Below are 23,020 nucleotides of genomic sequence, written 5' to 3' on the forward strand. Positions count from 1 at the left end.
AACATATGGTTGAAATTGAACTGGACGGTCAGAAAGTGGAAGTCGCCGAAGGCTGCATGGTGATGCATGCGGCCGAGAAGGCGGGCACCTACATTCCGCATTTCTGCTACCACAAGAAGCTTTCGATCGCTGCCAACTGCCGTATGTGCCTGGTAGATGTGGAAAAGGCTCCCAAGCCCATGCCAGCGTGCGCTACGCCGGTGACGCAGGGCATGATCGTGCGCACCAAGAGCGACAAGGCTATCAAAGCCCAGCAGTCAGTCATGGAGTTCCTGCTGATCAACCACCCGCTGGATTGCCCCATCTGCGACCAGGGCGGTGAATGCCAGTTGCAGGACCTGGCCGTGGGCTACGGCGGCTCTTCTTCTCGCTACGAAGAAGAAAAGCGCGTGGTGCCTGTCAAGGATGTTGGCCCGTTGATTTCCATGCAGGAAATGAGCCGTTGCATCCACTGCACCCGTTGCGTGCGCTTCGGCCAGGAAGTGGCCGGCGTGATGGAGCTGGGCATGATCCATCGCGGCGAGCACTCGGAGATCACAACGGTCACCGGTGATACGGTGGACTCCGAGCTGTCGGGCAACATGATCGACATCTGCCCCGTCGGTGCGCTCACGAGCAAGCCTTTCCGATACAGCGCCCGTACTTGGGAGTTGTCGCGCCGCCGTTCGGTGAGCCCCCACGATTCGACCGGTTCCAACCTGATTGTTCAGGTCAAGAACCACAAGGTCATGCGCGTGGTGCCATTCGAGAATGAGGCTGTCAACGAATGCTGGATTGCCGACCGTGACCGTTTCTCGTACGAATCGCTCAACAGCGACGAACGCCTGACCCAGCCGATGCTCAAGCAGGGCGGGGTGTGGAGGCAGGTCGATTGGCAGACCGCACTGGAATACGTCGCCAACGGTTTGAAGAACATCAAGAATGACCACGGCGCCAACAGCATTGGCGCTCTGGTCAGTCCGCACAGCACGGTCGAAGAGTTGTACCTGGCTTCCGCACTGGTGCGTGGTCTGGGCAGTGACAACATTGACTACCGCCTGCGCAATGCTGAATTTGCCGCGCCCGAAGGTATCCGCTGGCTTGGCACGTCCATTGCCTCGTTGTCCACGTTGCAGAGTGTGCTTGTGGTGGGCTCCAACCTGCGCAAGGACCATCCGTTGTTCGCCCAGCGCATTCGCCAGGCAGCACGCCACGGCTGTCAGGTCAGTGTGGTCGATTCGGCCCTGGCCGACTGGGCAATGCCGGTGAAACACTCCCTGCTGCAGCCTGCTGCCCAATGGGTGGCGGCGCTTGGCGGCATCGCTGCTGCGGTGGCGCAGGAAAAGGGTGCTTCTGCGCCTGCTGGGGCAGGTGCCGTGACCGAGGGTGCCTTGGCGATCGCCCGTACCCTGCTGGGTGGCGAACGCAAGGCGCTGTTGTTGGGCAACGCAGCTGCGCACCATGCACAGGCTACGCAATTGCTGGCGCTGGCCAACTGGATTGGTGAGAACACGGGGGCATCCGTCGGCTACCTGACGGAAGCCGCCAATACGGTGGGTGCTCAGTTCGTGGGGGCTCATCCTGTCAATGGTGGCTTGAATGCGGGCCAGATGCTTTCCGGTGGTCTGAAGGCAGCCTTGTTGCTCAATACTGAGCCGGTGTACGACTCCGCTGCGGGCGCCAGTGCTGCTGCCACGCTGTCTGGTGCAGACATGGTGATCACGTTGAGCCCCTTCAAGGCCAACATGGAGTTCAGTGACGTTTTGTTGCCAATTGCCCCGTTCACAGAGACGTCTGGCAGCTTCGTCAATGCGGAAGGCCGTCTGCAGAGCTTCCACGCCGTGGTGCGCCCTCTGGGTGACGCCCGTCCTGCATGGAAGGTTCTGCGCGTTCTGGCCAATCTGCTGGGTGTGCCGGGCTTCGACTTTGAAACCTCGCAGGACGTGCTGGCCCGTGCCACGAATGCCCCAGCGGGCACGGTCACGCAATTGGCGGCTGCTCAGATGTCGAACGCTGTGAGGACGGTGCCAGTCGCTGCGACAGCCGCAGCAGGTGAACCCGTGGTCGCATCCATCTATCAACTGGACGGCCTGGTGCGCCGTTCCACGTCGTTGCAGCTCACTGCCGACGCGCGCATGGCACGTGAAGGAGTGGCCGCATGATCGACGCGATCTACAACGCGGGCCTGAACCTGCTTTCTTTTGGGTGGTGGACTGGCATCGTCTGGCCGGTGCTCTGGATCCTGATCAAGATCGTTTGTATCCTGGCGCCTTTGATGGGTGCGGTGGCCTACCTCACGCTGTGGGAGCGTAAGCTCCTGGGCTTCATGCAGGTGCGCCATGGACCCAACCGCGTGGGTCCCATGGGGTTGCTGCAGCCTATCGCTGACGCGCTGAAGCTGTTGACCAAGGAAATCATCCAGCCCACGGCGGCCAGCAAGGGCTTGTTTGTCCTGGGACCTGTCATGGCCATCATGCCGGCACTGGCTGCCTGGGTGGCTATTCCCTTTGGCCCCGATGTGGCCTTGGCCAATGTGAATGCAGGTCTGCTGCTGGTCATGGCCATCACCTCGATCGAGGTCTATGGTGTGATCATCGCTGGCTGGGCCTCGAACTCCAAGTATGCTTTTCTCGGTGCGCTGCGTGCTTCCGCACAGATGGTGAGCTACGAAATTGCCATGGGCTTCTGCTTCCTGGTCGTGATCATGGTCTCCGGTAGCATGAACCTGACCGAAATCGTGATGGGGCAGGGGCGTGGCATGGCTGCGGATAAGGGCCTGACCTTCCTGTCCTGGAACTGGCTCCCGCTGCTGCCCATTTTTCTGGTCTACCTGATCTCTGGGGTTGCTGAAACGAACCGCCACCCGTTTGACGTGGTGGAAGGCGAGGCGGAAATCGTGGCCGGCCACATGGTGGAGTATTCCGGCATGGGCTTTGCGATCTTCTTCCTGGCTGAGTACGCCAGCATGTGGCTCGTTTCCATCCTGGCTGCACTGATGTTCCTTGGCGGCTGGCTGCCCCCCATCGACAGTGCGTTGTTCAACTGGATTCCCGGCTGGATCTGGCTGGGTATCAAGACCTTCCTTGTGGTGTCCATGTTCATCTGGATCCGGGCGACCTTCCCCCGTTTCCGTTATGACCAGATCATGCGTCTGGGCTGGAAGATCTTTATTCCAGTCACGCTGGTGTATTTGTTGTTTGTCGGCGGGTGGTTGCTCTCGCCTTGGAATATCTGGAAATAAGCGGGGACACAAATGACTGCTGTTGCTGCTGCTGCACCTTTTTCGTTCAAGGATTTCTTCAAGAGCTTCATGCTCGTGGAGTTGCTCAAGGGCATGGCCCTCACGGGCCGCTATGCCTTTCGCCGCAAGGTGACTGTGCAGTTCCCGGAAGAGAAGACGCCTCTTTCACCCCGTTTTCGCGGTCTGCATGCGCTGCGACGCTATGACAACGGGGAAGAGCGTTGTATCGCCTGCAAGTTGTGCGAGGCCGTTTGCCCCGCCATGGCGATCACGATTGAGTCAGACGTCCGTGCCGATGGCTCCCGCCGCACCACTCGCTATGACATCGATCTGACCAAGTGCATCTTCTGCGGTTTCTGCGAAGAAAGCTGCCCGGTGGATTCCATCGTGGAGACGCACATCTTTGAATACCACGGCGAAAAGCGTGGCGATCTGTATTTCACGAAGGACATGCTCCTGGCCGTGGGCGACCGGTACGAAGGTGAAATTGCGGCAGCCAAGGCTGCGGACGCCAAGTACCGCTGAGCGGTGCAGGCTTCAGCCTCTTTGCCAGACTTTCTATAAAGACCCGATTCATGGACGCCAAGACTGGTTTCTTCTACCTCTTCTCGGTTGTGCTGCTGTTTGCAGCCTTCCGGGTGATCACTGCGCGCAATCCTGTGCATGCCGTGCTCTATCTCATCCTCGCGTTTTCGCAGGCGGCAGCGGTGTGGTTGCTGCTCAAAGCCGAATTCCTCGCCATTGCCTTGGTGCTCGTGTACCTGGGCGCGGTGATGGTGCTGTTCCTGTTCGTCGTGATGATGCTTGATATTCACATCGACACGGTGCGCAAAGGCTTCTGGAAGCACTTTCCCCTGGCCGCCACGGTAGGCGCTTTGATTGCGCTGGAAATGGCCGCTGTGCTGATGGGCGGGTTTCGTGGCATGGACGAGCCCAAGGCCGTCGCCACCATGGTGGATGCTGCGGGGCAGGTGGTCCCGTATTCGAACACCAAGGCGTTGGGCAAGCTGCTTTACACCGAATACCTTTATCCCGTTGAAATCGCAGCTGTGATTCTGCTGGTGGCCATGATTGCCGCCATTGCGCTCACCCTGCGCCAGCGCAAGGACAGCAAGGCCATCAATCCTTCGGTGCAGATCCGCGTCCGTGCTGCGGACCGCCTGGAAGTGGTGAAGGTCGCAGCGACCCAGAAGCCGGTGGACGAGGCACAGGCAGAGCCGGCCGTCGAGGAGAAAAAAGCATGACGCTGACATTGGGACACTTTCTCTCGCTGGGTGCGATGTTGTTCGCGCTCGCGGTGATCGGGATTTTCCTGAACCGCAAGAACCTGATCGTGCTGCTGATGGCCATCGAATTGATGCTGCTGGCGGTGAACATGAACTTCGTGGCTTTCTCCCACTACCTGGGCGACATGCACGGCCAGGTGTTTGTGTTCTTCATCCTGACCGTGGCGGCAGCCGAATCGGCCATCGGCCTGGCCATCCTGGTGCTGCTGTTCCGCAACAAGTCCAGCATCAACGCGGAAGACCTCAACACCCTCAAGGGTTGATGGGCTACCCGTATTCCCAAGGTTCTCAAGAATGAGTCAAACCCTCTCTGCTTCAACGCTCCTGGCCGTGCCACTGGCTCCGCTGGCGGGTGCTTTGCTGGCCGGCATCTTTGGTACGACCTTTGGTGGTAACTGGATAGGCCGACGCCTGAGCCATACCCTGACGATCCTGGGCGTGCTCGTGGCGTTCGTGTTGTCTGCGATGACGCTCAAGAGCGTTGCGATCGATGGCGCGCGTTTTAACGAGACGCTGTACACCTGGATGGTTGTTGGTGGTCTGAAGATGGAAGTGGGCTTCCTGGTGGACAGCCTCACCGCCATGATGATGGTCGTGGTGACCTTTGTGTCGCTGATGGTGCACATCTACACCATTGGCTACATGGAAGAGGACGACGGCTATAACCGTTTCTTCGCCTACATCTCGTTGTTCACGTTCTCCATGCTGATGCTGGTGATGAGCAACAACCTGCTGCAGCTGTTCTTCGGTTGGGAAGCCGTGGGCTTGGTGTCTTACCTGCTGATCGGCTTCTGGTTCAACAAGCCTTCGGCGATCTTTGCCAACATGAAGGCCTTTCTGGTCAACCGGGTGGGCGACTTCGGTTTCATCCTGGGCATTGGCTTGATCGCAGCTTACGCTGGCACGTTGAACTACGGCGAAGTGTTCGCGAAGACGGGTGAACTGGGTGGTCTGCCATTCCCCGGCACCGACTGGATGCTGATCACCGTGATCTGCATCTGCCTGTTCATTGGCGCGATGGGCAAGTCGGCCCAGTTCCCGCTGCACGTGTGGTTGCCCGACTCGATGGAAGGTCCAACCCCTATCTCGGCGCTGATCCACGCGGCAACCATGGTGACCGCGGGCATTTTCATGGTGGCGCGCATGTCGCCCCTGTTTGAACTGTCTGATACGGCCCTGAATTTCATCCTCGTGATTGGTGCCATCACGGCGTTGTTCATGGGATTCCTGGGCATCATCCAGAACGACATCAAGCGCGTGGTGGCTTATTCCACGCTGTCGCAGCTGGGTTATATGACCGTAGCGCTGGGCGCATCGGCTTACTCGGTGGCCGTGTTCCACCTGATGACCCACGCGTTCTTCAAGGCGCTGCTGTTCCTCGGGGCCGGCTCGGTCATCATGGGCATGCACCACAACCAGGATATCCGCTGGATGGGCGGCGTGCGCAAGTACATGCCCATCACCTGGATCACCTCACTGCTGGGTTCGCTGGCGTTGATCGGTACACCGCTGTTCTCGGGCTTCTACTCTAAGGACAGCATCATTGAGGCCGTGCACTTCAGCCAACTGCCCGCAGCCGGTTTTGCGCACTTTGCCGTGCTCGCAGGTGTGTTCATCACGGCGTTCTATTCGTTCCGCATGTATTTCCTGGTCTTCCATGGCAAGGAGCGCTACGACCAGAACCCGGATGCGCACCATGACGACCACCATGGTCATGATGATCACCACGGGCACGATGCCAAGCCACACGAATCCCCCTGGGTGGTGACGGTGCCGCTGGTGCTGCTGGCCATTCCTTCGGTGGTGGTGGGCTTCATGTTCATCCAGCCCATGCTGTTTGGTGACTTCTTCAAGGACGTGATCTTTGTCGATGCGGCCAAGCACCCGGCCATGGCGAAGCTGGCAGAAATCTTCCACGGTCCGGTGGGGATGGCACTGCATGGTCTGCAGACAGCGCCTTTCTGGCTTGCTTTGGCGGGGGTAGCTGCTTCGTACTACATGTACATGGTCAATCCTGCGCTGCCTGCGGGCATCAAGGCACGTGTCCAGCCGCTCTACACCTTGCTTGAGAACAAGTATTACCTCGATTGGATCAACGAGAACATCCTCGCCCGTGGTGCTCGTGCGCTGGGTGTCGGGCTGTGGAAGGTAGGCGATCAGGCCATCATCGACGGCGCTCTCGTGAACGGTTCTTGGAAGTTGGTGCGTGGAGTTTCCGGCATCGTGCGCTGGATGCAGTCGGGCTTTATCTTCCACTACGCGCTGGTGATGATCCTGGGTGTCTTCGCGCTGATGACCTGGTTTGTCTGGGGCGATGCTCTGTTGCAGCTCATCAAATAAGGAAAACAACAAATGGGTCTGTTGAGTCTTGCAATCTGGGCACCGATTGCCTTCGGTGTACTGCTGCTGGCCATTGGGCGGGATGAGCATGCCCGCGCGGTGCGGTGGCTGGCGCTTGTGGGGGCCGTGGTTGGCTTCCTGGTGACGTTACCCCTGTACGATGGGTTCCAGCTGGGCACGGCGGCGATGCAGTTTGTCGAGAAGGCAGCCTGGATCGAACGCTTCAACATCCACTATCACCTGGGTGTGGATGGCATCTCGTTCTGGTTCGTGCCGCTGACGGCATTCATCACGGTCATCGTCGTAGTGGCTTCCTGGGAGTCCATCACCGAGCGCGTCAACCAGTACATGGGGGCTTTCCTGATCCTGTCGGGCCTCATGATTGGCGTATTCACGGCGTTGGACGGCATGCTGTTCTACGTGTTCTTCGAAGCCACGCTGATTCCGATGTACCTGATCATCGGTATCTGGGGTGGCCCCAACAAGATCTACGCGGCGTTCAAGTTCTTCCTGTATACGCTGCTCGGTTCGCTGCTGATGCTGATCGCGCTGATCTTCCTGTACAACCAGTCGGGCGGCAGCTTCGACATTGCCACGTGGCACCAGTTGCCGCTGAGCCGTACGGCGCAGACGCTGCTGTTCTTTGCCTTCTTTGCGGCGTTTGCCGTGAAGGTGCCCATGTGGCCGGTGCACACCTGGCTGCCCGACGTGCACGTGGAGGCGCCCACCGGAGGCTCCGCCGTGCTGGCCGCCATCATGCTGAAGCTGGGCGCATACGGCTTCCTGCGTTTCTCCATGCCCATCGCCCCCGATGCCTCGCGCGAGTGGGCTTGGCTGATGATTGCCCTGTCGCTGATTGCCGTGATCTATGTGGGTCTGGTGGCCATGGTCCAGAAGGACATGAAGAAACTGGTGGCGTATTCGTCTGTGGCGCACATGGGCTTTGTGACTCTGGGCTTCTTTATCTTCAACGATTTGGGCGTGTCTGGCGGTCTGGTGCAGATGATTGCCCACGGCTTTGTCTCGGGCGCGATGTTCCTGTCCATTGGCGTGCTGTATGACCGCGTGCATTCGCGTGAAATCGCCGCTTACGGCGGTGTGGTCAACACCATGCCCAACTTCACGGCCTTTGCGCTGCTGTTTGCGATGGCCAACTGCGGCCTTCCAGGCACTGCCGGCTTTGTGGGCGAGTGGATGGTGATCCTTGGCGCTGTCAAGGCCAACTTCTGGATCGGTCTGGCCGCCGCCACTGCGCTGATCTTTGGTGCCGCCTACACGCTGTGGATGTTCAAGCGCGTATACCTGGGGCCAGTGGGCAATGACAACGTCAAGGGCCTGACCGACATCGACAGCCGCGAATTCCTGGTGCTTGCCTTGCTGGGCATTGCCGTACTGGCCATGGGCCTGTATCCCCGTCCGTTCACGGACGTGATGGACACCTCGGTGGCGGAACTGCTCAAGCATGTTGCGCTGTCCAAGCTGAACTAAGAGATTCAAGAAGATGATTGACAACATCAGCTGGCTCGCGATTTACCCCGAAATCGTGCTGTTGACCATGGCCTGCGTGATCGCGCTGGTCGACCTGGGCGTGCACAGCGCCCGCCGCACCGCCACCTACGTGCTCACCCTGCTCACGCTCGCCGTGGTGGCTGGATTGCAGGCCATGTACGCCAGCAGCGGCAACACCTTCTATGGGTTTGGCAACATGGTGGTGAGCGATGCCATGGGCAACTGGCTCAAGTGTTTTGCCACGGTGGCCATGATGATCACGCTGGTCTATGCCCGACCCTACGCGGCAGATCGCGGCATGATGCGTGGCGGCGAGATGTTCACCTTGTCGATGTTTGCGCTGCTTGGCATGTTCATCATGATCTCGGGCAACAACTTCCTCGTGATCTACCTGGGCCTGGAACTGCTGACCCTGTCGAGCTACGCGCTTGTGGCCCTGCGCCGTGACAACGCCACGGCCACAGAAGCGGCCATGAAGTATTTCGTGCTCGGCGCCATGGCCAGCGGCTTCCTGCTGTACGGCCTGTCCATGATCTACGGCGCCACGGGTTCGCTCGATATCGGTCAGGTGTTCAAGGCCGTCAATTCAGGCCAGATTCGCCACCAGGTGCTGGTTTTCGGCCTCGTGTTCGTGGTGGCCGGCTTGGCCTTCAAACTGGGTGTCGTGCCTTTCCACATGTGGATTCCCGACGTCTACCAGGGTGCTCCCACGGCGGTCACGCTCATGATCGGTGGCGCGCCCAAGCTGGCAGCGTTTGCTATCACCATCCGCCTGCTGGTCGACGGGTTGTTGCCCTTGGCCATCGACTGGCAGCAGATGCTGGCAGTGCTGGCGATTGGCTCACTGCTCGTGGGTAATCTGGCCGCCATCGCGCAGACCAACCTCAAGCGCATGCTGGCGTACTCCACCATTTCGCAAATGGGCTTTGTGCTGCTGGGTCTGATGTCGGGTGTGGTGAACGGCAATGTGGATGCTACGGCCGTTGAGAACGCCTACAGCGCCTCGATGTTCTACGTGGTGACCTATGTGCTCACCACGCTGGCAGCCTTTGGCGTGATCTTGCTGCTGGCCCGCGAAGGCTTCGAAAGCGAGGAAATTTCGGACTTTGCCGGCCTCAACCAGCGCAGCCCCCTGTACGCCGGTGTGATGGCCGTGTGCCTGTTCTCGATGGCCGGTATTCCGCCGCTCGTGGGTTTCTACGCCAAGCTGGCCGTGCTGCAGGCGTTGGTGGCCTCAGGCCAGACCCTGTACATCGCGATGGCGGTGTTCGCGGTGATCATGTCGCTGATCGGCGCCTTCTACTACCTGCGGGTGGTGAAGGTCATGTACTTCGATGCACCGTTGACGGCCTCGAATGTGTCCGCCCCGGCGGATGTGCGTGTGGTGCTGACCCTTAACGGCGCGCTCCTGCTGGTGCTGGGCCTTCTGCCCGGCGGCTTGATGGCCCTTTGCGCTGACGCTGTCGTGCGCGCGCTGGCCACCTAAGCCTTCCCCACTGCCTGCTGTTCCTGTGTCGCTAACCGGGTCCGTCTGGCTGGTCATCGTGGCAGCGTTCATTGCTGCCAACCTGCCTTTTGTCAACCACCGCTGGCTGGCGGTGGGGCCGCAGTCCAATCCGAGAAAGCCGCTGGTGGGCCGCCTGGGCGAGCTGATCCTGCTGTACTTTCTGGTGGGTGGCTTGGCGCTGTTGCTGGAACGCAGGGCCGGGCAGATTGCTTCGCAAGGCTGGGAGTTCTATGCGATCACCGGGACGCTGTTCCTCACACTCGCCTTTCCAGGTTTTGTTTACCGTTACCTGCTGCGCCGCCACGGCTGATGGCCGGCGTGCCCAAGGTTTGCCATGAAGGTGCTTGATCTCCAATGCCGGCAGGGCCATGTCTTTGAAGGCTGGTTCGCGTCGGAAGACGATTTCCAGGGCCAGAAGCAACGTGGATTGGTGCAATGCCCGCTGTGCGCGGACGATCACATTGAAAAACGCTTGAGTGCTCCCCGGCTGAACCTGGGGGCGCGCGAGCCAGCTGCACCGTCAGCCATGCCTACACCGTCTGCCGCACCCGAGGGCGGCAGTCTCCACCAGGTCGGAAACCCTCCCGCACTTCCCCCCGCATTACAGGCTGCCTGGCTGGACCTTGCCCGCAAGATCGTCGCGAATACCGAGGATGTGGGTGCGCGCTTTGCGCAGGAGGCCCGGCGCATACACCACGGTGAGGTGCAGGAGCGCGCGATTCGCGGGCAGGCCACTCCGGATGAGGCGATGGAGTTGCTGGAGGAGGGGATCGCCGTCATGCCCTTGCCTCTGCCCGCCGCCGCCAAGGAAACGCTCCAGTAGGCCATCGATGCTTGGGGCCAAAATATTAAATGTTATAGACTGCTGGCGCTTGATGGGTAAGACAGTATTGCTATCAATTTGATATCAATATGAGGGGCGGCCTGGGATTAGCCGGAAACCCTCCGTAAACCCCCACTGCTGGCCGCGATCCGACAGTGCGGGCGTTACACCGTGAACTGCAACGCCGCCAGACGGGCATAGACGCCGCCTTGCGCCAGCAGGGCCGTGTGGGTGCCTTGCTCAACGATGCGCCCATGTTCCAGCACCACAATGCGGTCCGCGTTCTGCACCGTGGCCAGCCTGTGGGCAATGACCAGCGTGGTGCGCCGACCTGTGTGGCGCTGCATGGCGGTATCCAACGCCGCCTGCACCATGCGTTCGCTCTCTGCGTCCAGCGCGCTGGTGGCTTCGTCTAGCAGGAGCAGGGGCGGGTTTTTGAGCATGGCCCGCGCAATGGCAATGCGCTGTCGCTGGCCGCCGGACAGCCGCACGCCCCGTTCACCCAGGAAAGTGCCATAGCCCTCGGGCAGCGCCATGATGAAGTCGTGTGCAAAGGCGGCACGTGTGGCTGCCATGACTTCTTCGTCTGTCGCCTGGGGGCGCCCGTAGCGGATGTTGTCCATGGCCGATGCCGAGAAAATCACGGCGTCCTGCGGCACGGTGCCCGTGTGCAAGCGCAGGGTTTCCAGGCGCAGTTGGCGGATGTCCACACCGTTGAGCCGGATGGCGCCCTGGGGTTGGCCCTGTGCCGCGGTGTCCACGTCGTAAAAGCGCTGCAGCAGCTGGAACACCGTGGTTTTGCCTGCGCCGCTGGCGCCCACCAGCGCCACCGTTTCGCCCGGCGTCAGGTGCAGCGTAAAGTCGTGCAGCGCGGGCTGGTCGGGGCGCGAGGGGTAGTGGAACCACACGTTCTCAAACTCCACCTCCAGCCCCCGTTCCGACACAGGCAGGTCCTGCGGCGCGATCGGGTCTGCCACCGGCGATCGGGTCGCGAGCAATTCCATCAGCCGCTCCGTGGCGCCCGCAGCGCGCAGCAGATCGCCATAGACCTCGCCCAGCACGGCCACGGCACCGGCCAGCAAGATCACATACACCACGGTCTGCCCCAGATGCCCGGCTGTCATCTTGCCCGCCAGCACCGCCTCCGTGCCCCGGTACAGCCCCCAGAGCAGCAGTGCGGCGTTTGCAATGATGATGAAGGCCACGAGCAGGGCGCGGGCCCCGGTGCGCTTGATGGCGACCTGGAATGCGTTCTCGGTGGCCTGCATGAAGCGGGTGGTCTCGCGGGGTTCTGCCGTGTAACTTTGCACCACCGGCACGGCATTGAGCACCTCGGCCGCGATGGCGCTGGAATCGGCCACCCGGTCCTGGCTGTCGCGCGACAGGCGCCGCACGCGCCTGCCGATCCACATGGTGGGCAGCACCACCAGCACCACGGCCACCATGACCACCGACATGACGTAGGGGTTGGTCCACACCAGCATGGCCAACGCCCCGACCCCCATCACGGCGTTACGCAGTCCCATCGACAGGGAGGAGCCGACGACGGTCTGTACCAGCGTGGTGTCGGTGGTCAGGCGCGACAGCACTTCGCCGGTCTGGGTGGTCTCAAAGAACTGCGGGCTTTGTTGCAGCACATGGCCGTATACCGCGTTGCGCAGGTCGGCGGTCACCCGCTCGCCCAGCCAGCTCACCATGTAAAACCGCGCGGCGGAGAACACCCCCAGTGCCACCGCCACGGCAAACAGCGCTTCGAAGTGATTGCGCAGCGCCATGGTTTGGGCCCCCTTGTCGGGGTTCACCAGGCCACCATCGACCAGGTTGCGCAAGGCCAGGGGGAAGGCCAGGGTGGCAAGCGCTGCCAGTACCAGGAACACCACCGACAGCGCGATGCGTGCGCGGTACGGTCGCAGAAAGGGAAGGAGGCCCGTCAGGGACCGTGGGGCGCCGCTGGAGGGTTGAGTGGGGGTGGAAGCCATGGGGGGCAGTGTAGAGGGACCGTCCATGCGCCGCTGGGCGCGCCATCGTGGCACTGGCAAGACAAGATGTAAGAAAAAAGTCAGTGTTCTGCCTGGCGGGCTGACGCGTGAGCGGGGGCGAGCCACAGACCGCTTTGTGCGGGGTATCGCCTCCAAAACCAGCAAGGGCGGGCGATGCCGTGCCTGTGCACCGTTGCCATGGGCACCGCCGAAGGTCGCGATGTCCGAAAGCGTAGGCGTTTATACATAGGCATTAGTCCCAGTATCTACTGCGGGGTAGGGGGGCATACGATGCACTGCGATCACAACGCATGCATGAGGACCTTGCTGGCCAAGGCTTCTTTCCCCAGCACCCAACGGAGCGACCCAGGCGCAATGAGCGACGTCATTCTTGAAACCCACAGCCTGACCAAAGAGTTCAAGGGCTTCACCGCCGTCAGCGATGTGAATCTGGCCGTCCGCCGGGGCTCCATCCATGCGCTGATCGGCCCCAACGGCGCAGGCAAGACCACGTGTTTCAACCTGCTGACCAAGTTTCTCACGCCCACCTCGGGCACCATCCGGTTCAACGGGCACGACATCACGCGAGAGCAGCCCGCACAGATCGCGCGCCGCGGTGTCATCCGCTCGTTCCAGATCTCGGCGGTGTTCCCCCACCTCACGCTGATGGAGAACGTGCGCCTGGGCCTGCAGCGCAAGCTGGGCACCTCGTTCCACTTCTGGCGCAGCGAGCGCACCCTGTCGCAACTGGACGACCGCGCGATGCAGCTGTTGACCGAAGTGGGCCTGGAAGACCTGGCCGACGAGGTGACGGTCAATCTGCCGTACGGCCGCAAGCGCGCGCTGGAGATCGCCACCACACTGGCCATGGAACCCGAGCTGATGCTTCTGGACGAGCCCACCCAGGGCATGGGCCACGAAGACGTGGACCGCGTCACCCAGCTGATCAAAAAGGTCTCTGCCGGTCGCACCATCTTGATGGTCGAGCACAACATGAAGGTCGTCTCCACCATTGCGGACCGCATCACCGTGCTGCAGCGCGGCGCAGTGCTGGCTGAAGGGCCCTACGAAGAAGTTTCGAACAACCCACAGGTCATGGAAGCCTACATGGGCACCACCGACGGTCAACTCCAAGGAGCGCATTGATGGCTGCCGCTCCCGCCCTCGAAATCAAGAACCTCGAAGCCTGGTACGGCGAGTCGCACGTGCTCCATGGTGTGGACATCGTTGTGCAGCCCGGCGAGGTGGTCACGCTGCTGGGCCGCAACGGCGCGGGCCGCACCACCACCATGCGCGCCATCATGGGCCTGACCGGTGCGCGCAAGGGCTCGGTCAAGATCCATGGTGTGGAGACCATCCACATGGCCACACACCGCATTGCGCACCTGGGCGTGGGCTACTGCCCGGAAGAGCGCGGCATCTTCTCCAGCCTGTCGTGCGAAGAAAACCTGCTCCTGCCCCCGGCACTGAAGACCGGCACGCCCGGCATGTCGGTGCAGGAGATCTATGCCATGTTCCCCAACCTGGCCGAGCGCAAGAACAGCCAGGGAACACGCCTGTCGGGCGGCGAACAGCAGATGCTGGCCGTGGCCCGCATTCTGCGTACTGGCGCCAAGTTGCTGCTGCTCGACGAGATTTCCGAGGGCCTGGCGCCGGTCATCGTGCAGGCCTTGGCCCGGATGATCATGATGCTGCGCGAGAAAGGCTACACCGTGGTCATGGTCGAGCAGAACTTCCGCTTTGCCGCACCGCTCGCCGACCGCTTTTACGTCATGGAGCACGGCCGCATCGTCGAAAAATTCGGCGCGTCGGAGCTGGAAGAAAAGATGCCCGTGCTCACCGAACTGCTGGGCGTTTGAACGCGCCCCGAAGTCTTGCTTCCCGTTTTCTTCAACCACACCCACAGGAGACAATCCATGAAGAACAAACTCAAAACGCTGGCACTGGTGCTGGGCGCCGCTGGCCTGGCCACCTCGGCCGCGCATGCGCAAGACAAGGTCAAGATCGGCTTCATCACCGACATGTCCAGCCTGTACGCCGACGTGGAGGGCAAGAACGGTGCGGTGGCCATCCAGATGGCGATTGATGATTTTGGCGGCAAGGTGCTGGGCATGCCCATCGAGCTGCTCACCGCAGACCACCAGAACAAGGCCGACATCGCGGCTTCCAAGGCCCGCGAGTGGATCGACACCCAGGGCCTGACCATGCTGTTTGGTGGCACCAACTCTGGCACGGCCCTGGCATCGGCCAAGGTGGCGGCCGAAAAGAAACGTGTGTACATCAACAACGGCGCCGCCAGTTCGGCGCTGACCAACGACCAGTGCACGCCCTACACCGTGCACTATGCCTATGACACCGTGGCGTTGGCCAAGGGCACGGGTTCGGCCATCGTGGATACCGGCGGCAAGTCCTGGTACTTCCTCACGGCAGACTATGCGTTCGGCCATGCACTCGAAGCCGACACCAGCACGGTGGTCAAGGCCAAGGGCGGCACCGTGGTGGGCACCGTGCGCCACCCGCTCAACGCGTCCGACTTCTCGTCCTTCCTGTTGCAGGCGCAGAACTCCAAGGCACAGATTCTGGGTCTCGCCAATGCTGGCGGCGACACCATCAACGCCATCAAGGCTGCCAAGGAGTTCGGGATTGGCAAGAGCATGAAACTGGCGGGTCTGCTGATCTTCATCAGCGACGTGCACAGCCTGGGCCTGCGCAACACCGAAGGCCTGCAATTCACCACCAGCTGGTACTGGGATCTGAACGACGACACGCGCAAGTTTGCCGCGCGTTTCTTCGAGAAGACCAAGCGCATGCCTACCGAAATCCAGGCGGCCGATTACTCCGCCACGATGAACTACCTCAAGGCCGTGGAAGCAGCCAAGACGGTGGATGCCGACAAGGTCATGGCCACATGGCGCGGCATGAAGATGAACGACTTCTTTGCGTCGGGCCAACTGCGCCCCGATGGCCGTTACGTGCATGACATGTACCTGATGGAAGTGAAGAAGCCTTCGGAGTCCACCAAGCCCTGGGACTACTACAAGCTCGTCAAGAAGCTGCCCGGCGACACGGTGTTCACCACCAAGGCTGAGAGCAAGTGCGCGCTCTGGAAGTAAAGCCCTGAGCCGGATTCAACGCGCACAGCCGCCCAGATGGGCTGGCCTGGCGCGTTGTGCCCCCTGACCTGAACCCCCTCCACCTGCCACTGCCTCCCATGGAAATTTTTGGTGTCTCATTGCCGGGCCTGTTGAGCCAGCTCCTTCTGGGGCTGGTCAATGGGTCGTTCTACGCCATCCTCAGCCTCGGCCTGGCCGTGATCTTTGGCCTGCTCAACGTCATCAACTTCGCCCACGGGGCGCTGTTCATGACGGGCGCCCTGATGACCTGGATGGCGATGAACTACTTCGGCATCAACTATTGGTGGATGCTGGTGCTGGCGCCGCTGGTGGTGGGCTTGTTTGGGGTGTTGATCGAGCGCTTGCTGCTGCGCTGGATCTACAAGCTGGACCATCTTTATGGCCTGCTGCTCACGCTCGGCCTCACCTTGCTGATTGAAGGCGTGTTCCGCTCCATCTATGGCGTGTCGGGCCTGGGCTATGACACCCCTGAGCTGCTGGAAGGCGCGACCAACCTGGGCTTCATGATCCTGCCCAACTACCGGGCCTGGGTGGTGGTGGCCTCGGTGGTGGTGTGCCTTGCCACCTGGTATGTGATCGAGAAGACCAAGCTCGGCGCTTATCTGCGCGCTGGCACTGAAAACCCACGCCTGGTGGAAGCTTTCGGCATCAACGTGCCCGTGATGGTGACCCTGACCTACGCCTTTGGCGCCGCGCTGGCTGCCTTCGCTGGCGTGCTGGCGGCCCCGGTCTACCAGGTCACGCCGCTCATGGGCCAGAACCTCATCATCGTGGTGTTTGCCGTGGTGGTGATTGGCGGCATGGGCTCCATCATGGGCTCCATCCTGACCGGGCTGGGCTTGGGCGTCATCGAAGGCTTCACCAAGGTCTTCTATCCGGAAGCATCGTCGACCGTGGTGTTTGTCATCATGGTCATCGTTCTCCTCATCCGCCCCGCCGGCCTGTTCGGCAAAGAAAAATAAGGGGCAGCCAGCATGAATCTCAAGAACACTGCCACCATCGGCTACGGCCTGCTACTGCTGGGCCTGATTGCCGCACCCTTCCTTGGTGCTTATCCCATCTTTGTGATGAAGCTCATGTGCTTTGCACTGTTTGCTTCGGCGTTCAACCTGCTGCTGGGCTACACCGGCCTGCTGTCATTCGGGCATGCAGCATTTTTGGGCGGGGCGGCCTACGTGGCGGGGCATGCCATCAAGGTGTGGGGCCTCACGCCCGAGGTGGGCCTGCTGCTGGGCACGGCCGGGGGGGCTTTGCTGGGCCTGCTGTTTGGCTGGCTGGCCATCCGCCGCCAGGGCATTTATTTTTCAATGATCACGCTGGCGCTGGCCCAGATGCTGTTCTTTGTGTGCTTGCAAGCGCCCTTCACCGGGGGTGAAGACGGCTTGCAGGGCGTGCCGCGCGGCAAGCTCTTTGGCCTGATCGATCTGAAAGACGATCTGGTCATGTACTACGTGGCGCTGGTCATCGTGGTGGCTGCGTTCCTCGTTATCGTGCGCACCATCCACTCGCCGTTCGGCCAGGTGCTCAAGGGAATCAAAGAGAACGAGCCCCGCGCAATCTCTCTGGGGTACGACACGCACCGCTTCAAGCTGCTGGCCTTTGTGCTGTCGGCTGCGCTTGCGGGGCTGGCGGGCTCCCTCAAGACGCTTGTGCTCGGCTTTGCCACGCTGTCGGACGTGCACTGGACGGCCTCGGGTCAGGTCATCCTGATGACGCTGGTGGGCGGCCTGGGCACACTGTCGGGCCCGCTCATCGGCTCGGCCGTGGTGGTTCTGCTCGAAAACAAGATCGGTGAATTCGGCAACCTGCTGGCGGCGCTGACCAGCGTGGAGTGGTTCAAGACCCTGGGCGAATCCGTCACCATGGTCACGGGCCTGATCTTCGTGATCTGCGTGCTGGCCTTCCGCCGGGGCATCATGGGCGAGATCATTGCCTGGCTGGCACAGCGCCGGGCGGGCAACACGGCCAAGCACTGACCCCCCCATTGCCCGCAACGGCGGGCTGCTACCTGGATGCTGCTTAAAAGCCGCTGCCGCCCTCACAGGCGCAGCGGCTTTGCATATCCGGTCATCTCCAGATAGCCCCGGCCCACAGGCTGCCCACTGCCGTCCAGCAGGTCGGACAGCCCCTCCCAGTAAATCGCGCCGCTGGACCCGCTGCTGTCCAACTCCTGGTTGTCCAGCAGGGCGCGCACCTCAAACTCGCCTACGGGCGTCAGCACCCGCCACTGAACCGGGTAGCGCGCGCCGCTGTGCGGGCTGGTCCAGGTGCGCAGCGGGGTGAAGATCACGGCCTGCGCGCCAAACACCTGCACGGCCTGCCCGGGTGCCCGCCACGACCCTCCGGCCCACAGCGCCGACCCATCCGCGCGCCGCAGGCGGAAGGCCGTGAGCGCGCTGCCATCGGCCAGGTTCATGCCAATCCAGTCCCAGCCCTGGGCCTCGGGGTGCATCAGCGCCTCGCTCCACTCGTGGTCCATCCACGCGCGGCCGGTGCCCGGCTCGACCGCCATGCGGCGGCCCGCCACTGTCAGGTGCCCGCTCACGGCCAGCTGCGGCTGGCTGTAGTAGTAGCTCGCCTGCGTCGCTTCCGGCCCCTTGCGCGACAGGCCTTGCTGGCCTTGCAGCAGCACGGGCTGCGTGCTGTCGAACTGCAGCTCTAGCCCCAGCTCGCTGCCGGTGATGCGCGTGGTGTAGCGGCTGCGCGGCGCCTCTCCGGGCGTGTTGTGGGGCACATCAACGCGCTCCAGCGTCCAGTCCTGTAGGCGGATGTGTGTGTCGGCCTGGCTGGCCTGCGCCACACCAAAGCCCGCGCGCGCAATGCGCTGGTCATGCTGCAGGCGCTGGCCTTTCACATCGGTGATGGCCGCATGCGCAAACAGCAGCTGCTTGGCAGCAAACGCCGACTGCAGGCCCTGTGTGGCGTCCACCCGTGAGCGGAAAAACGTGAGCTGAAACCCCCAAGGCTGGCCCTGCGCTTGCACATGGCCGGTGATGTACCACCACTCGGTGCGCAGCTCCGGGTGGCTGCCGTGGTCGCGCGGAAAGGCCAGAGCGCGCGCGGGCAGTGCTTGCGCCGCACCCGGCCAGAGCAGCGCACCCAGCCCGGCTGCCTGCAGGCTGGCCCCCATCAGCCACTGGCGGCGTGTGGAGCTGTGCATGGTGTGGGGATCAAGGTACGGGACGGAGTTGCGGGACGGGGCAGGGCGCTCAGCCCATCAACGCATCCACCTTCTGCTGCGCCGCCGAGCAATCGCCAAACGTGCGGTCCACCCAGTCGGTGTCGAAGTACGTGGGCAGGTAGCGCTCGCCCGCATCGCACAGCAGAGACAGGATGGAGCCGCGCTCGCCCCGCTCGCGCATCTCGCTGGCCAGCGTGAGCATGGCTACAAAGTTGGTGCCCGTGGACGGCCCCACACGCCGTCCCAGCAACTGCGACAGCGCGCGCATGGCAGCAACCGATTCGCAGTCCGCCACATCCACCATGCGGTCCACCAGCGTGCGGATAAAGCTCGGCTCCACACGCGGCCGGCCGATGCCCTCGATGCGTGAGCCCGGCGCTGTCAGCGCGGCATCGCCTGTGCTGTGGTAGGCGCTGAACACCGAACCCGCCGGGTCGGCCACACACACCTGCGTGGCATGGCGTTGGTAGCGCACATAGCGGCCAATGGTGGCGCTGGTGCCGCCCGTGCCCGCGCCCACCACAATCCAGCGCGGCACCGGGTGCGGCTCGCGCGCCATCTGCGTGAACATGCTCTCGGCAATGTTGTTGTTGCCGCGCCAGTCGGTGGCCCGCTCGGCATAAGTGAACTGGTCCATGTAGTGGCCGCCGGTTTCGGCGGCAATGGTGCGGGCCGCGTCGTACACCGCGCCCGCGCTGTCCACGAAGTGGCAACGCCCGCCATGGAACTCGATTTGCGCAATTTTTTCGGGCGACGTGGTGCGCGGCATCACCGCCACGAACGGCAGCCCTAGCAGCCGCGCAAAGTAGGCTTCGCTCACTGCGGTGGAGCCGCTCGACGACTCGACGATGGTCGAGCCCTCATGCACCCAGCCATTGCACAGTGCATACAGAAACAGCGACCGTGCCAGCCTGTGCTTGAGGCTGCCTGTGGGGTGGGTGGATTCGTCCTTGAGGTACAGGTCAATGCCATGCACGGCAAAGGCAGGCATGCGCAGTGGGATCAGGTGCGTATCGGCGCTGCGCTGGTAGTCGGCTTCGATGCGGGCGATGGCTTCGTGGAGCCAGGGAGAAGCGGAGGGCTGTTTCTGCATGGGCTGCATTGTCGCAGCCCTCGTCGGGTCACCAGGGTGGTCAAAGCCCGTAGAACGCCTGGTTGGCCTCTATGCGCTGGGCTTGTGCCTCAGGGTAGCGGCGTTCGGCCAGCAGCCGCTGCAGCGCGGCACGGCCCAGGTCGCGGTGGGGTGTGTAGAAAGCGCTTACGGCCAGCTCATCCAGTGCACGCCAGGCGTACACCTGCGTGTCCACAAAAAGAATGTCTGCGGGTTGCGCAATCTGCGACGCCTGCAGCGCAAACACCGTGGCGAGCGCATGTTCGCCACGCTCGCGGTGGTAGCGGGCCAGTTCGCACAGCGGTTCAGCCCGCTGGGGGCGGGCTGCGTAGGCGGCCAGATAGGCCTCGCGCACGGTGGCGGCGGGGGCCTGGTTGCGCTCGTGCAGCACGGCGATCTGGAACAGGGCGTACCAGCGCTCTTCTTCCCAGCCCCCCATATCCACCCGGCGCTGGTACCACAACAAGCTGGGCTCGATCTTCCCGGCATCGCGGCAGCTCTGGGCCAGGTAGAACACGTTGCGCGTGTTGGTGGGGTCGTCCCGCACGGCCTGCTCCAGCAAGGCCATGTCGCGCAGGTAAGTCTCCGGGTCGCGTGCACGGGCGCCATCATGGGAGACGTGGATGACCGGCCCCTGCAGCGTTTGCCAGGGGCCGTGCTGCTTGGCGGTCAGGTACTCGTGCAGCACGCCCTCCCAGTGCCAGCCGATGCGTGTGGCAATCAGGCTGTTGCGCTGGTATTCCCAGCCGTCCATGTGGCAGGTCAGGGTGTAGCCGTCGGCCGAGAGCGCGGGCCAGGCAAAGTCGGGTGGCACACGCAGTTGCTCGTCGGCATCAATGAAGAGCAGGTAGCCGCCATAGGGGCGCGCCAACTCCAGCGCTTCGTTGCGGTTGTGCGCAAAATTTTTCCAGGGGCGCTCGAACAGCGTACCGGGAACGTCGTGCATGAACTCGCGGACGATGTCCTGCGTGCCATCGGTGGAGCCCGTGTCCACGATGACCCAGTGGTCTATCCAGGGCTTGACCGAAGCAAGGCACCGGGTGATCACCGGGGCCTCGTTCTTGATGATCATGTTGAGCACGACGGGGGGCATGTGTCGCATAGGTCTTCAGCGTGGGCTTTAGAGGCGGGGAATCCGGACCCCGGCAGATTGCGCGCAGGCCGGTGTTGGCAGTCTGCGCGGTCCCCGCCAGTTGTCCTCTGGCGGGGGCGGTGTCTCCATCCTATCTGCAAGCAAGCAACCAGAAAGCTACGGATCGCATTGACTGGGGCCGGTTATGCCGGGGCCGGCCTCTTGAATCACTCGCAATGCACGGCGCTGATGGCGGTTCCTTCGATCGCGCTTCCCCCAGAGGTAAAGCCGCCAACGTTGGTTGTGCTCATCTGCAGCGCAATATTGTCAGTGGGCAAGAGGGCCACCGCCGTGGTGCTGGTGCAGGTGGCAGCAGGTGTAGCGCCCACCGTGCAACTCAGACCCGTCGAGGCACCGTTCTTATAGAGCGTCACCGTCAGGGGAATCGTTGGCACGGCCGTGTAGTTTCTCACGTGCAGCTTTGTGGTGGTGCAGGTCGCAAAGGCTGGGGACGAGGCATTGGCGAACACCGTTGGGTCGATGGTGCAGGCCGACCCTGCAGTGAACGCGCATCGCGAATAGTCAAAGTTGCCGCCAGACATGCCTCCGATGCCAAAAGGCACAAAAGCGGCCGAGTCGGTCGTCGCTGGCATGATCGCCGCGGTGCCGAACAGGATGCCGCCGCCTCCGCCGCCTGCGGCCCCAGTGGCTCCGGTTGCCCCCGTTGGACCTGTGGGGCCTGCAATCCCTTGAGTCCCTTGGATGCCCTGGGGGCCGGGCACCGTGCTATCGGCGCCCGTTGGCCCGACAGGTCCTTGAATGCCCTGGATACCTTGAGGCCCCGTAGGCCCCTGCACGGTGCTGTCGGCGCCGGTGGCACCCGTTGCTCCGGTAGGCCCTGTGACGCCCGTTGCACCGGTAGCACCGGTGGCTCCTGTTGCGCCAGTGGCACCGGTGCCAGAAGCGCCAGTAGCCCCTGTGGCACCTGTTGGGCCTGTGACGCCGGTTGCGCCTGCAGCTCCCGCGGCGCCCGTGACCCCAGTGGGGCCGGAAGCGCCTGTTGCGCCGGTCGGCCCGGTAGGGCCTGTGGCACCCGTGGCGCCAGAGCCAATACCTGCGGCACAAGGGCCCAGGCGACCTGTGGCGCTATCAAAGCAGGTGAGGCTGGTGTTGGGTGTGGCACCACTCAGACCGGGTGCGCGCACCTCGCCACTGTCCTGCACGCGAAACCGTTCCTGGCCGCCGGGGCTCTTGATCACAAATCCACCACCGCTGGGTACCGTGAAGGACAAGTCCGCCGCCAGGGCCAGCGGCGTGTGCAGTGCATAGACAGCGCTCAGGGCGCAGATCAGACGCAGAGGGTGAAATGAGGTTTTCATGGTTTGAATGCGCTTTTTGCCCGCGTTGCTGAGGTTGTGATCGACTGGAAATCGGCTCAGGCTAGAAACTCAAAATCATTGGCATATGGCAAACGCTGTATGCGTGACTTGCGGGTCAGTAATTGCGAACTTGCAAACCCAAGTGCTGGAGGAACTTGGATAGCTTGCTCCCAAGACATCGCCCTTTAGCACTAGATCGCCATCGGTGGTGTTGCAGCCGCCAGTGACTATGGTTTTACCGGCACCGCAGGTCGCGGTAACGTTGTACCAATTGTTGGTAAAAGTTTCATCGGTGGACGTGTAGGTGGTCAGTGTCACTGTTCCTGCCCCCGTTGCTCCGGTTGCCCCCGTCGGCCCTGTGGGGCCTGCAATCCCTTGGGTCCCTTGGATGCCCTGTGGCCCGGGTACGGTGCTGTCGGCACCAGTCGGCCCGACAGGTCCTTGAACTCCCTGAACGCCCTGAATACCTTGGGGGCCGG

General features: G+C 62.4%; 20 protein-coding genes. 15 read left to right on the top strand and 5 right to left on the bottom strand.

The annotated features are described in order from the left end of the window. Positions 1 to 5: 5 nt before the first annotated feature. The 10 genes from nuoG to ACQ4MJ_RS03840 are packed head-to-tail and all read left to right on the top strand — an operon-like array spanning position 6 to position 10,685. The gene (nuoG, locus tag ACQ4MJ_RS03795) at positions 6 to 2,141 is read left to right on the top strand and encodes an NADH-quinone oxidoreductase subunit NuoG (RefSeq protein ID WP_121420709.1); all 2,136 of its coding nucleotides are present in this window, start codon (positions 6 to 8) and stop codon (positions 2,139 to 2,141) included. Beyond that, entirely contained in the window at positions 2,138 to 3,220 is a 1,083-nt protein-coding gene (nuoH, locus tag ACQ4MJ_RS03800; RefSeq protein WP_055393236.1) for an NADH-quinone oxidoreductase subunit NuoH, read from the top strand. Before nuoG ends, nuoH begins: the two co-directional genes overlap by 4 nt. A gap of 12 nt (positions 3,221 to 3,232) precedes the next feature. After that, positions 3,233 to 3,745, top strand: a complete 513-nt coding sequence (gene nuoI / locus ACQ4MJ_RS03805; protein ID WP_010463942.1) for an NADH-quinone oxidoreductase subunit NuoI — start codon at positions 3,233 to 3,235, stop codon at positions 3,743 to 3,745. A 50-nt stretch (positions 3,746 to 3,795) separates the two neighbouring features. Continuing rightward, positions 3,796 to 4,464 carry an NADH-quinone oxidoreductase subunit J gene (locus ACQ4MJ_RS03810; RefSeq protein ID WP_055393238.1) on the top strand — a complete coding sequence of 223 codons (669 nt, stop codon included), beginning with the start codon at positions 3,796 to 3,798 and terminating at the stop codon, positions 4,462 to 4,464. Beyond that, a complete protein-coding gene (gene nuoK, locus ACQ4MJ_RS03815; protein WP_005793248.1) occupies positions 4,461 to 4,769 on the top strand; it encodes an NADH-quinone oxidoreductase subunit NuoK in 309 nt (102 codons plus the stop codon). The genes ACQ4MJ_RS03810 and nuoK overlap by 4 nt, the downstream gene beginning before the upstream one ends. A gap of 31 nt (positions 4,770 to 4,800) precedes the next feature. Further along, a complete protein-coding gene (nuoL, locus tag ACQ4MJ_RS03820) occupies positions 4,801 to 6,846 on the top strand; it encodes an NADH-quinone oxidoreductase subunit L (protein ID WP_055393240.1) in 2,046 nt (681 codons plus the stop codon). A 12-nt stretch (positions 6,847 to 6,858) separates the two neighbouring features. Then, on the top strand, positions 6,859 to 8,334 hold the full coding sequence (locus ACQ4MJ_RS03825; RefSeq protein ID WP_055393242.1) for an NADH-quinone oxidoreductase subunit M: 1,476 nt from the start codon (positions 6,859 to 6,861) through the stop codon (positions 8,332 to 8,334). Positions 8,335 to 8,347: 13 nt separating this feature from the next. After that, positions 8,348 to 9,841, top strand: coding sequence for an NADH-quinone oxidoreductase subunit NuoN (nuoN, locus tag ACQ4MJ_RS03830; protein WP_055393244.1), 1,494 nt, complete (start codon positions 8,348 to 8,350; stop codon positions 9,839 to 9,841). A gap of 25 nt (positions 9,842 to 9,866) precedes the next feature. Next, positions 9,867 to 10,172 carry a DUF2818 family protein gene (locus tag ACQ4MJ_RS03835; RefSeq protein ID WP_055393246.1) on the top strand — a complete coding sequence of 102 codons (306 nt, stop codon included), beginning with the start codon at positions 9,867 to 9,869 and terminating at the stop codon, positions 10,170 to 10,172. Positions 10,173 to 10,196: 24 nt separating this feature from the next. Continuing rightward, positions 10,197 to 10,685 (top strand): DUF1178 family protein, encoded by a 489-nt coding sequence (locus ACQ4MJ_RS03840; RefSeq protein WP_431149944.1) that lies wholly within the window; start codon positions 10,197 to 10,199, stop codon positions 10,683 to 10,685. Between the two features lie 164 nt (positions 10,686 to 10,849). On the opposite strand, the gene ACQ4MJ_RS03845 is transcribed toward ACQ4MJ_RS03840, so the two are convergent. Beyond that, positions 10,850 to 12,664, bottom strand: a complete 1,815-nt coding sequence (locus ACQ4MJ_RS03845) for an ABC transporter transmembrane domain-containing protein (protein ID WP_431149941.1) — start codon at positions 12,662 to 12,664, stop codon at positions 10,850 to 10,852. Between the two features lie 375 nt (positions 12,665 to 13,039). Between ACQ4MJ_RS03845 and ACQ4MJ_RS03850 the strand changes: the two genes are divergently transcribed. The 5 genes from ACQ4MJ_RS03850 (at position 13,040) to ACQ4MJ_RS03870 (ending at position 17,774) form a co-directional block, all read left to right on the top strand. Then, positions 13,040 to 13,810 carry an ABC transporter ATP-binding protein gene (locus ACQ4MJ_RS03850; RefSeq protein ID WP_055393252.1) on the top strand — a complete coding sequence of 257 codons (771 nt, stop codon included), beginning with the start codon at positions 13,040 to 13,042 and terminating at the stop codon, positions 13,808 to 13,810. Beyond that, a complete protein-coding gene (locus ACQ4MJ_RS03855; protein ID WP_055393254.1) occupies positions 13,810 to 14,523 on the top strand; it encodes an ABC transporter ATP-binding protein in 714 nt (237 codons plus the stop codon). Before ACQ4MJ_RS03850 ends, ACQ4MJ_RS03855 begins: the two co-directional genes overlap by 1 nt. A gap of 57 nt (positions 14,524 to 14,580) precedes the next feature. Further along, positions 14,581 to 15,777, top strand: coding sequence for an ABC transporter substrate-binding protein (locus tag ACQ4MJ_RS03860; RefSeq protein WP_055393256.1), 1,197 nt, complete (start codon positions 14,581 to 14,583; stop codon positions 15,775 to 15,777). A gap of 98 nt (positions 15,778 to 15,875) precedes the next feature. Further along, on the top strand, positions 15,876 to 16,760 hold the full coding sequence (locus ACQ4MJ_RS03865) for a branched-chain amino acid ABC transporter permease (protein WP_010463953.1): 885 nt from the start codon (positions 15,876 to 15,878) through the stop codon (positions 16,758 to 16,760). Positions 16,761 to 16,772: 12 nt separating this feature from the next. Further along, a complete protein-coding gene (locus ACQ4MJ_RS03870) occupies positions 16,773 to 17,774 on the top strand; it encodes a branched-chain amino acid ABC transporter permease (RefSeq protein ID WP_055393257.1) in 1,002 nt (333 codons plus the stop codon). Positions 17,775 to 17,836: 62 nt separating this feature from the next. Here ACQ4MJ_RS03870 and ACQ4MJ_RS03875 read toward each other — a convergent pair whose 3' ends face one another. The 4 genes from ACQ4MJ_RS03875 to ACQ4MJ_RS03890 form a co-directional block, all read right to left on the bottom strand. Further along, positions 17,837 to 18,958, bottom strand: a complete 1,122-nt coding sequence (locus tag ACQ4MJ_RS03875) for a lipocalin-like domain-containing protein (RefSeq protein ID WP_431149936.1) — start codon at positions 18,956 to 18,958, stop codon at positions 17,837 to 17,839. A gap of 49 nt (positions 18,959 to 19,007) precedes the next feature. Then, entirely contained in the window at positions 19,008 to 20,081 is a 1,074-nt protein-coding gene (locus ACQ4MJ_RS03880) for a PLP-dependent cysteine synthase family protein (RefSeq protein ID WP_431149934.1), read from the bottom strand. A 31-nt stretch (positions 20,082 to 20,112) separates the two neighbouring features. Further along, positions 20,113 to 21,183: a tetratricopeptide repeat-containing glycosyltransferase gene (locus ACQ4MJ_RS03885; protein ID WP_228899720.1), complete on the bottom strand. Its 1,071-nt coding sequence runs from the start codon at positions 21,181 to 21,183 to the stop codon at positions 20,113 to 20,115. Positions 21,184 to 21,389: 206 nt separating this feature from the next. Beyond that, positions 21,390 to 22,541, bottom strand: a complete 1,152-nt coding sequence (locus ACQ4MJ_RS03890; RefSeq protein ID WP_431149932.1) for a collagen-like protein — start codon at positions 22,539 to 22,541, stop codon at positions 21,390 to 21,392. Between the last annotated feature and the right edge of the window lie 479 nt (positions 22,542 to 23,020).

The sequence above is a fragment of the Acidovorax facilis genome, assembly GCF_050626955.1.
GTDB classification, from domain to species: Bacteria; Pseudomonadota; Gammaproteobacteria; order Burkholderiales; family Burkholderiaceae_C; genus Acidovorax; species Acidovorax facilis.

Coding starts and splice junctions, on each gene's coding strand:
- ACQ4MJ_RS03825 (WP_055393242.1), top strand. CDS start 6,859: ATGGGTCTGTTGAGTCTTGCAATCTGGGCACCGATTGCCTTCGGTGTA.
- ACQ4MJ_RS03855 (WP_055393254.1), top strand. CDS start 13,810: ATGGCTGCCGCTCCCGCCCTCGAAATCAAGAACCTCGAAGCCTGGTAC.
- ACQ4MJ_RS03840 (WP_431149944.1), top strand. CDS start 10,197: ATGAAGGTGCTTGATCTCCAATGCCGGCAGGGCCATGTCTTTGAAGGC.
- ACQ4MJ_RS03875 (WP_431149936.1), bottom strand. CDS start 18,958: ATGCACAGCTCCACACGCCGCCAGTGGCTGATGGGGGCCAGCCTGCAG.
- nuoH (WP_055393236.1), top strand. CDS start 2,138: ATGATCGACGCGATCTACAACGCGGGCCTGAACCTGCTTTCTTTTGGG.
- ACQ4MJ_RS03890 (WP_431149932.1), bottom strand. CDS start 22,541: ATGAAAACCTCATTTCACCCTCTGCGTCTGATCTGCGCCCTGAGCGCT.
- nuoL (WP_055393240.1), top strand. CDS start 4,801: ATGAGTCAAACCCTCTCTGCTTCAACGCTCCTGGCCGTGCCACTGGCT.
- nuoN (WP_055393244.1), top strand. CDS start 8,348: ATGATTGACAACATCAGCTGGCTCGCGATTTACCCCGAAATCGTGCTG.
- ACQ4MJ_RS03810 (WP_055393238.1), top strand. CDS start 3,796: ATGGACGCCAAGACTGGTTTCTTCTACCTCTTCTCGGTTGTGCTGCTG.
- ACQ4MJ_RS03845 (WP_431149941.1), bottom strand. CDS start 12,664: ATGGCTTCCACCCCCACTCAACCCTCCAGCGGCGCCCCACGGTCCCTG.
- nuoK (WP_005793248.1), top strand. CDS start 4,461: ATGACGCTGACATTGGGACACTTTCTCTCGCTGGGTGCGATGTTGTTC.
- ACQ4MJ_RS03860 (WP_055393256.1), top strand. CDS start 14,581: ATGAAGAACAAACTCAAAACGCTGGCACTGGTGCTGGGCGCCGCTGGC.
- ACQ4MJ_RS03865 (WP_010463953.1), top strand. CDS start 15,876: ATGGAAATTTTTGGTGTCTCATTGCCGGGCCTGTTGAGCCAGCTCCTT.
- ACQ4MJ_RS03870 (WP_055393257.1), top strand. CDS start 16,773: ATGAATCTCAAGAACACTGCCACCATCGGCTACGGCCTGCTACTGCTG.
- ACQ4MJ_RS03880 (WP_431149934.1), bottom strand. CDS start 20,081: ATGCAGCCCATGCAGAAACAGCCCTCCGCTTCTCCCTGGCTCCACGAA.
- ACQ4MJ_RS03885 (WP_228899720.1), bottom strand. CDS start 21,183: ATGCCCCCCGTCGTGCTCAACATGATCATCAAGAACGAGGCCCCGGTG.
- ACQ4MJ_RS03850 (WP_055393252.1), top strand. CDS start 13,040: ATGAGCGACGTCATTCTTGAAACCCACAGCCTGACCAAAGAGTTCAAG.
- nuoI (WP_010463942.1), top strand. CDS start 3,233: ATGACTGCTGTTGCTGCTGCTGCACCTTTTTCGTTCAAGGATTTCTTC.
- nuoG (WP_121420709.1), top strand. CDS start 6: ATGGTTGAAATTGAACTGGACGGTCAGAAAGTGGAAGTCGCCGAAGGC.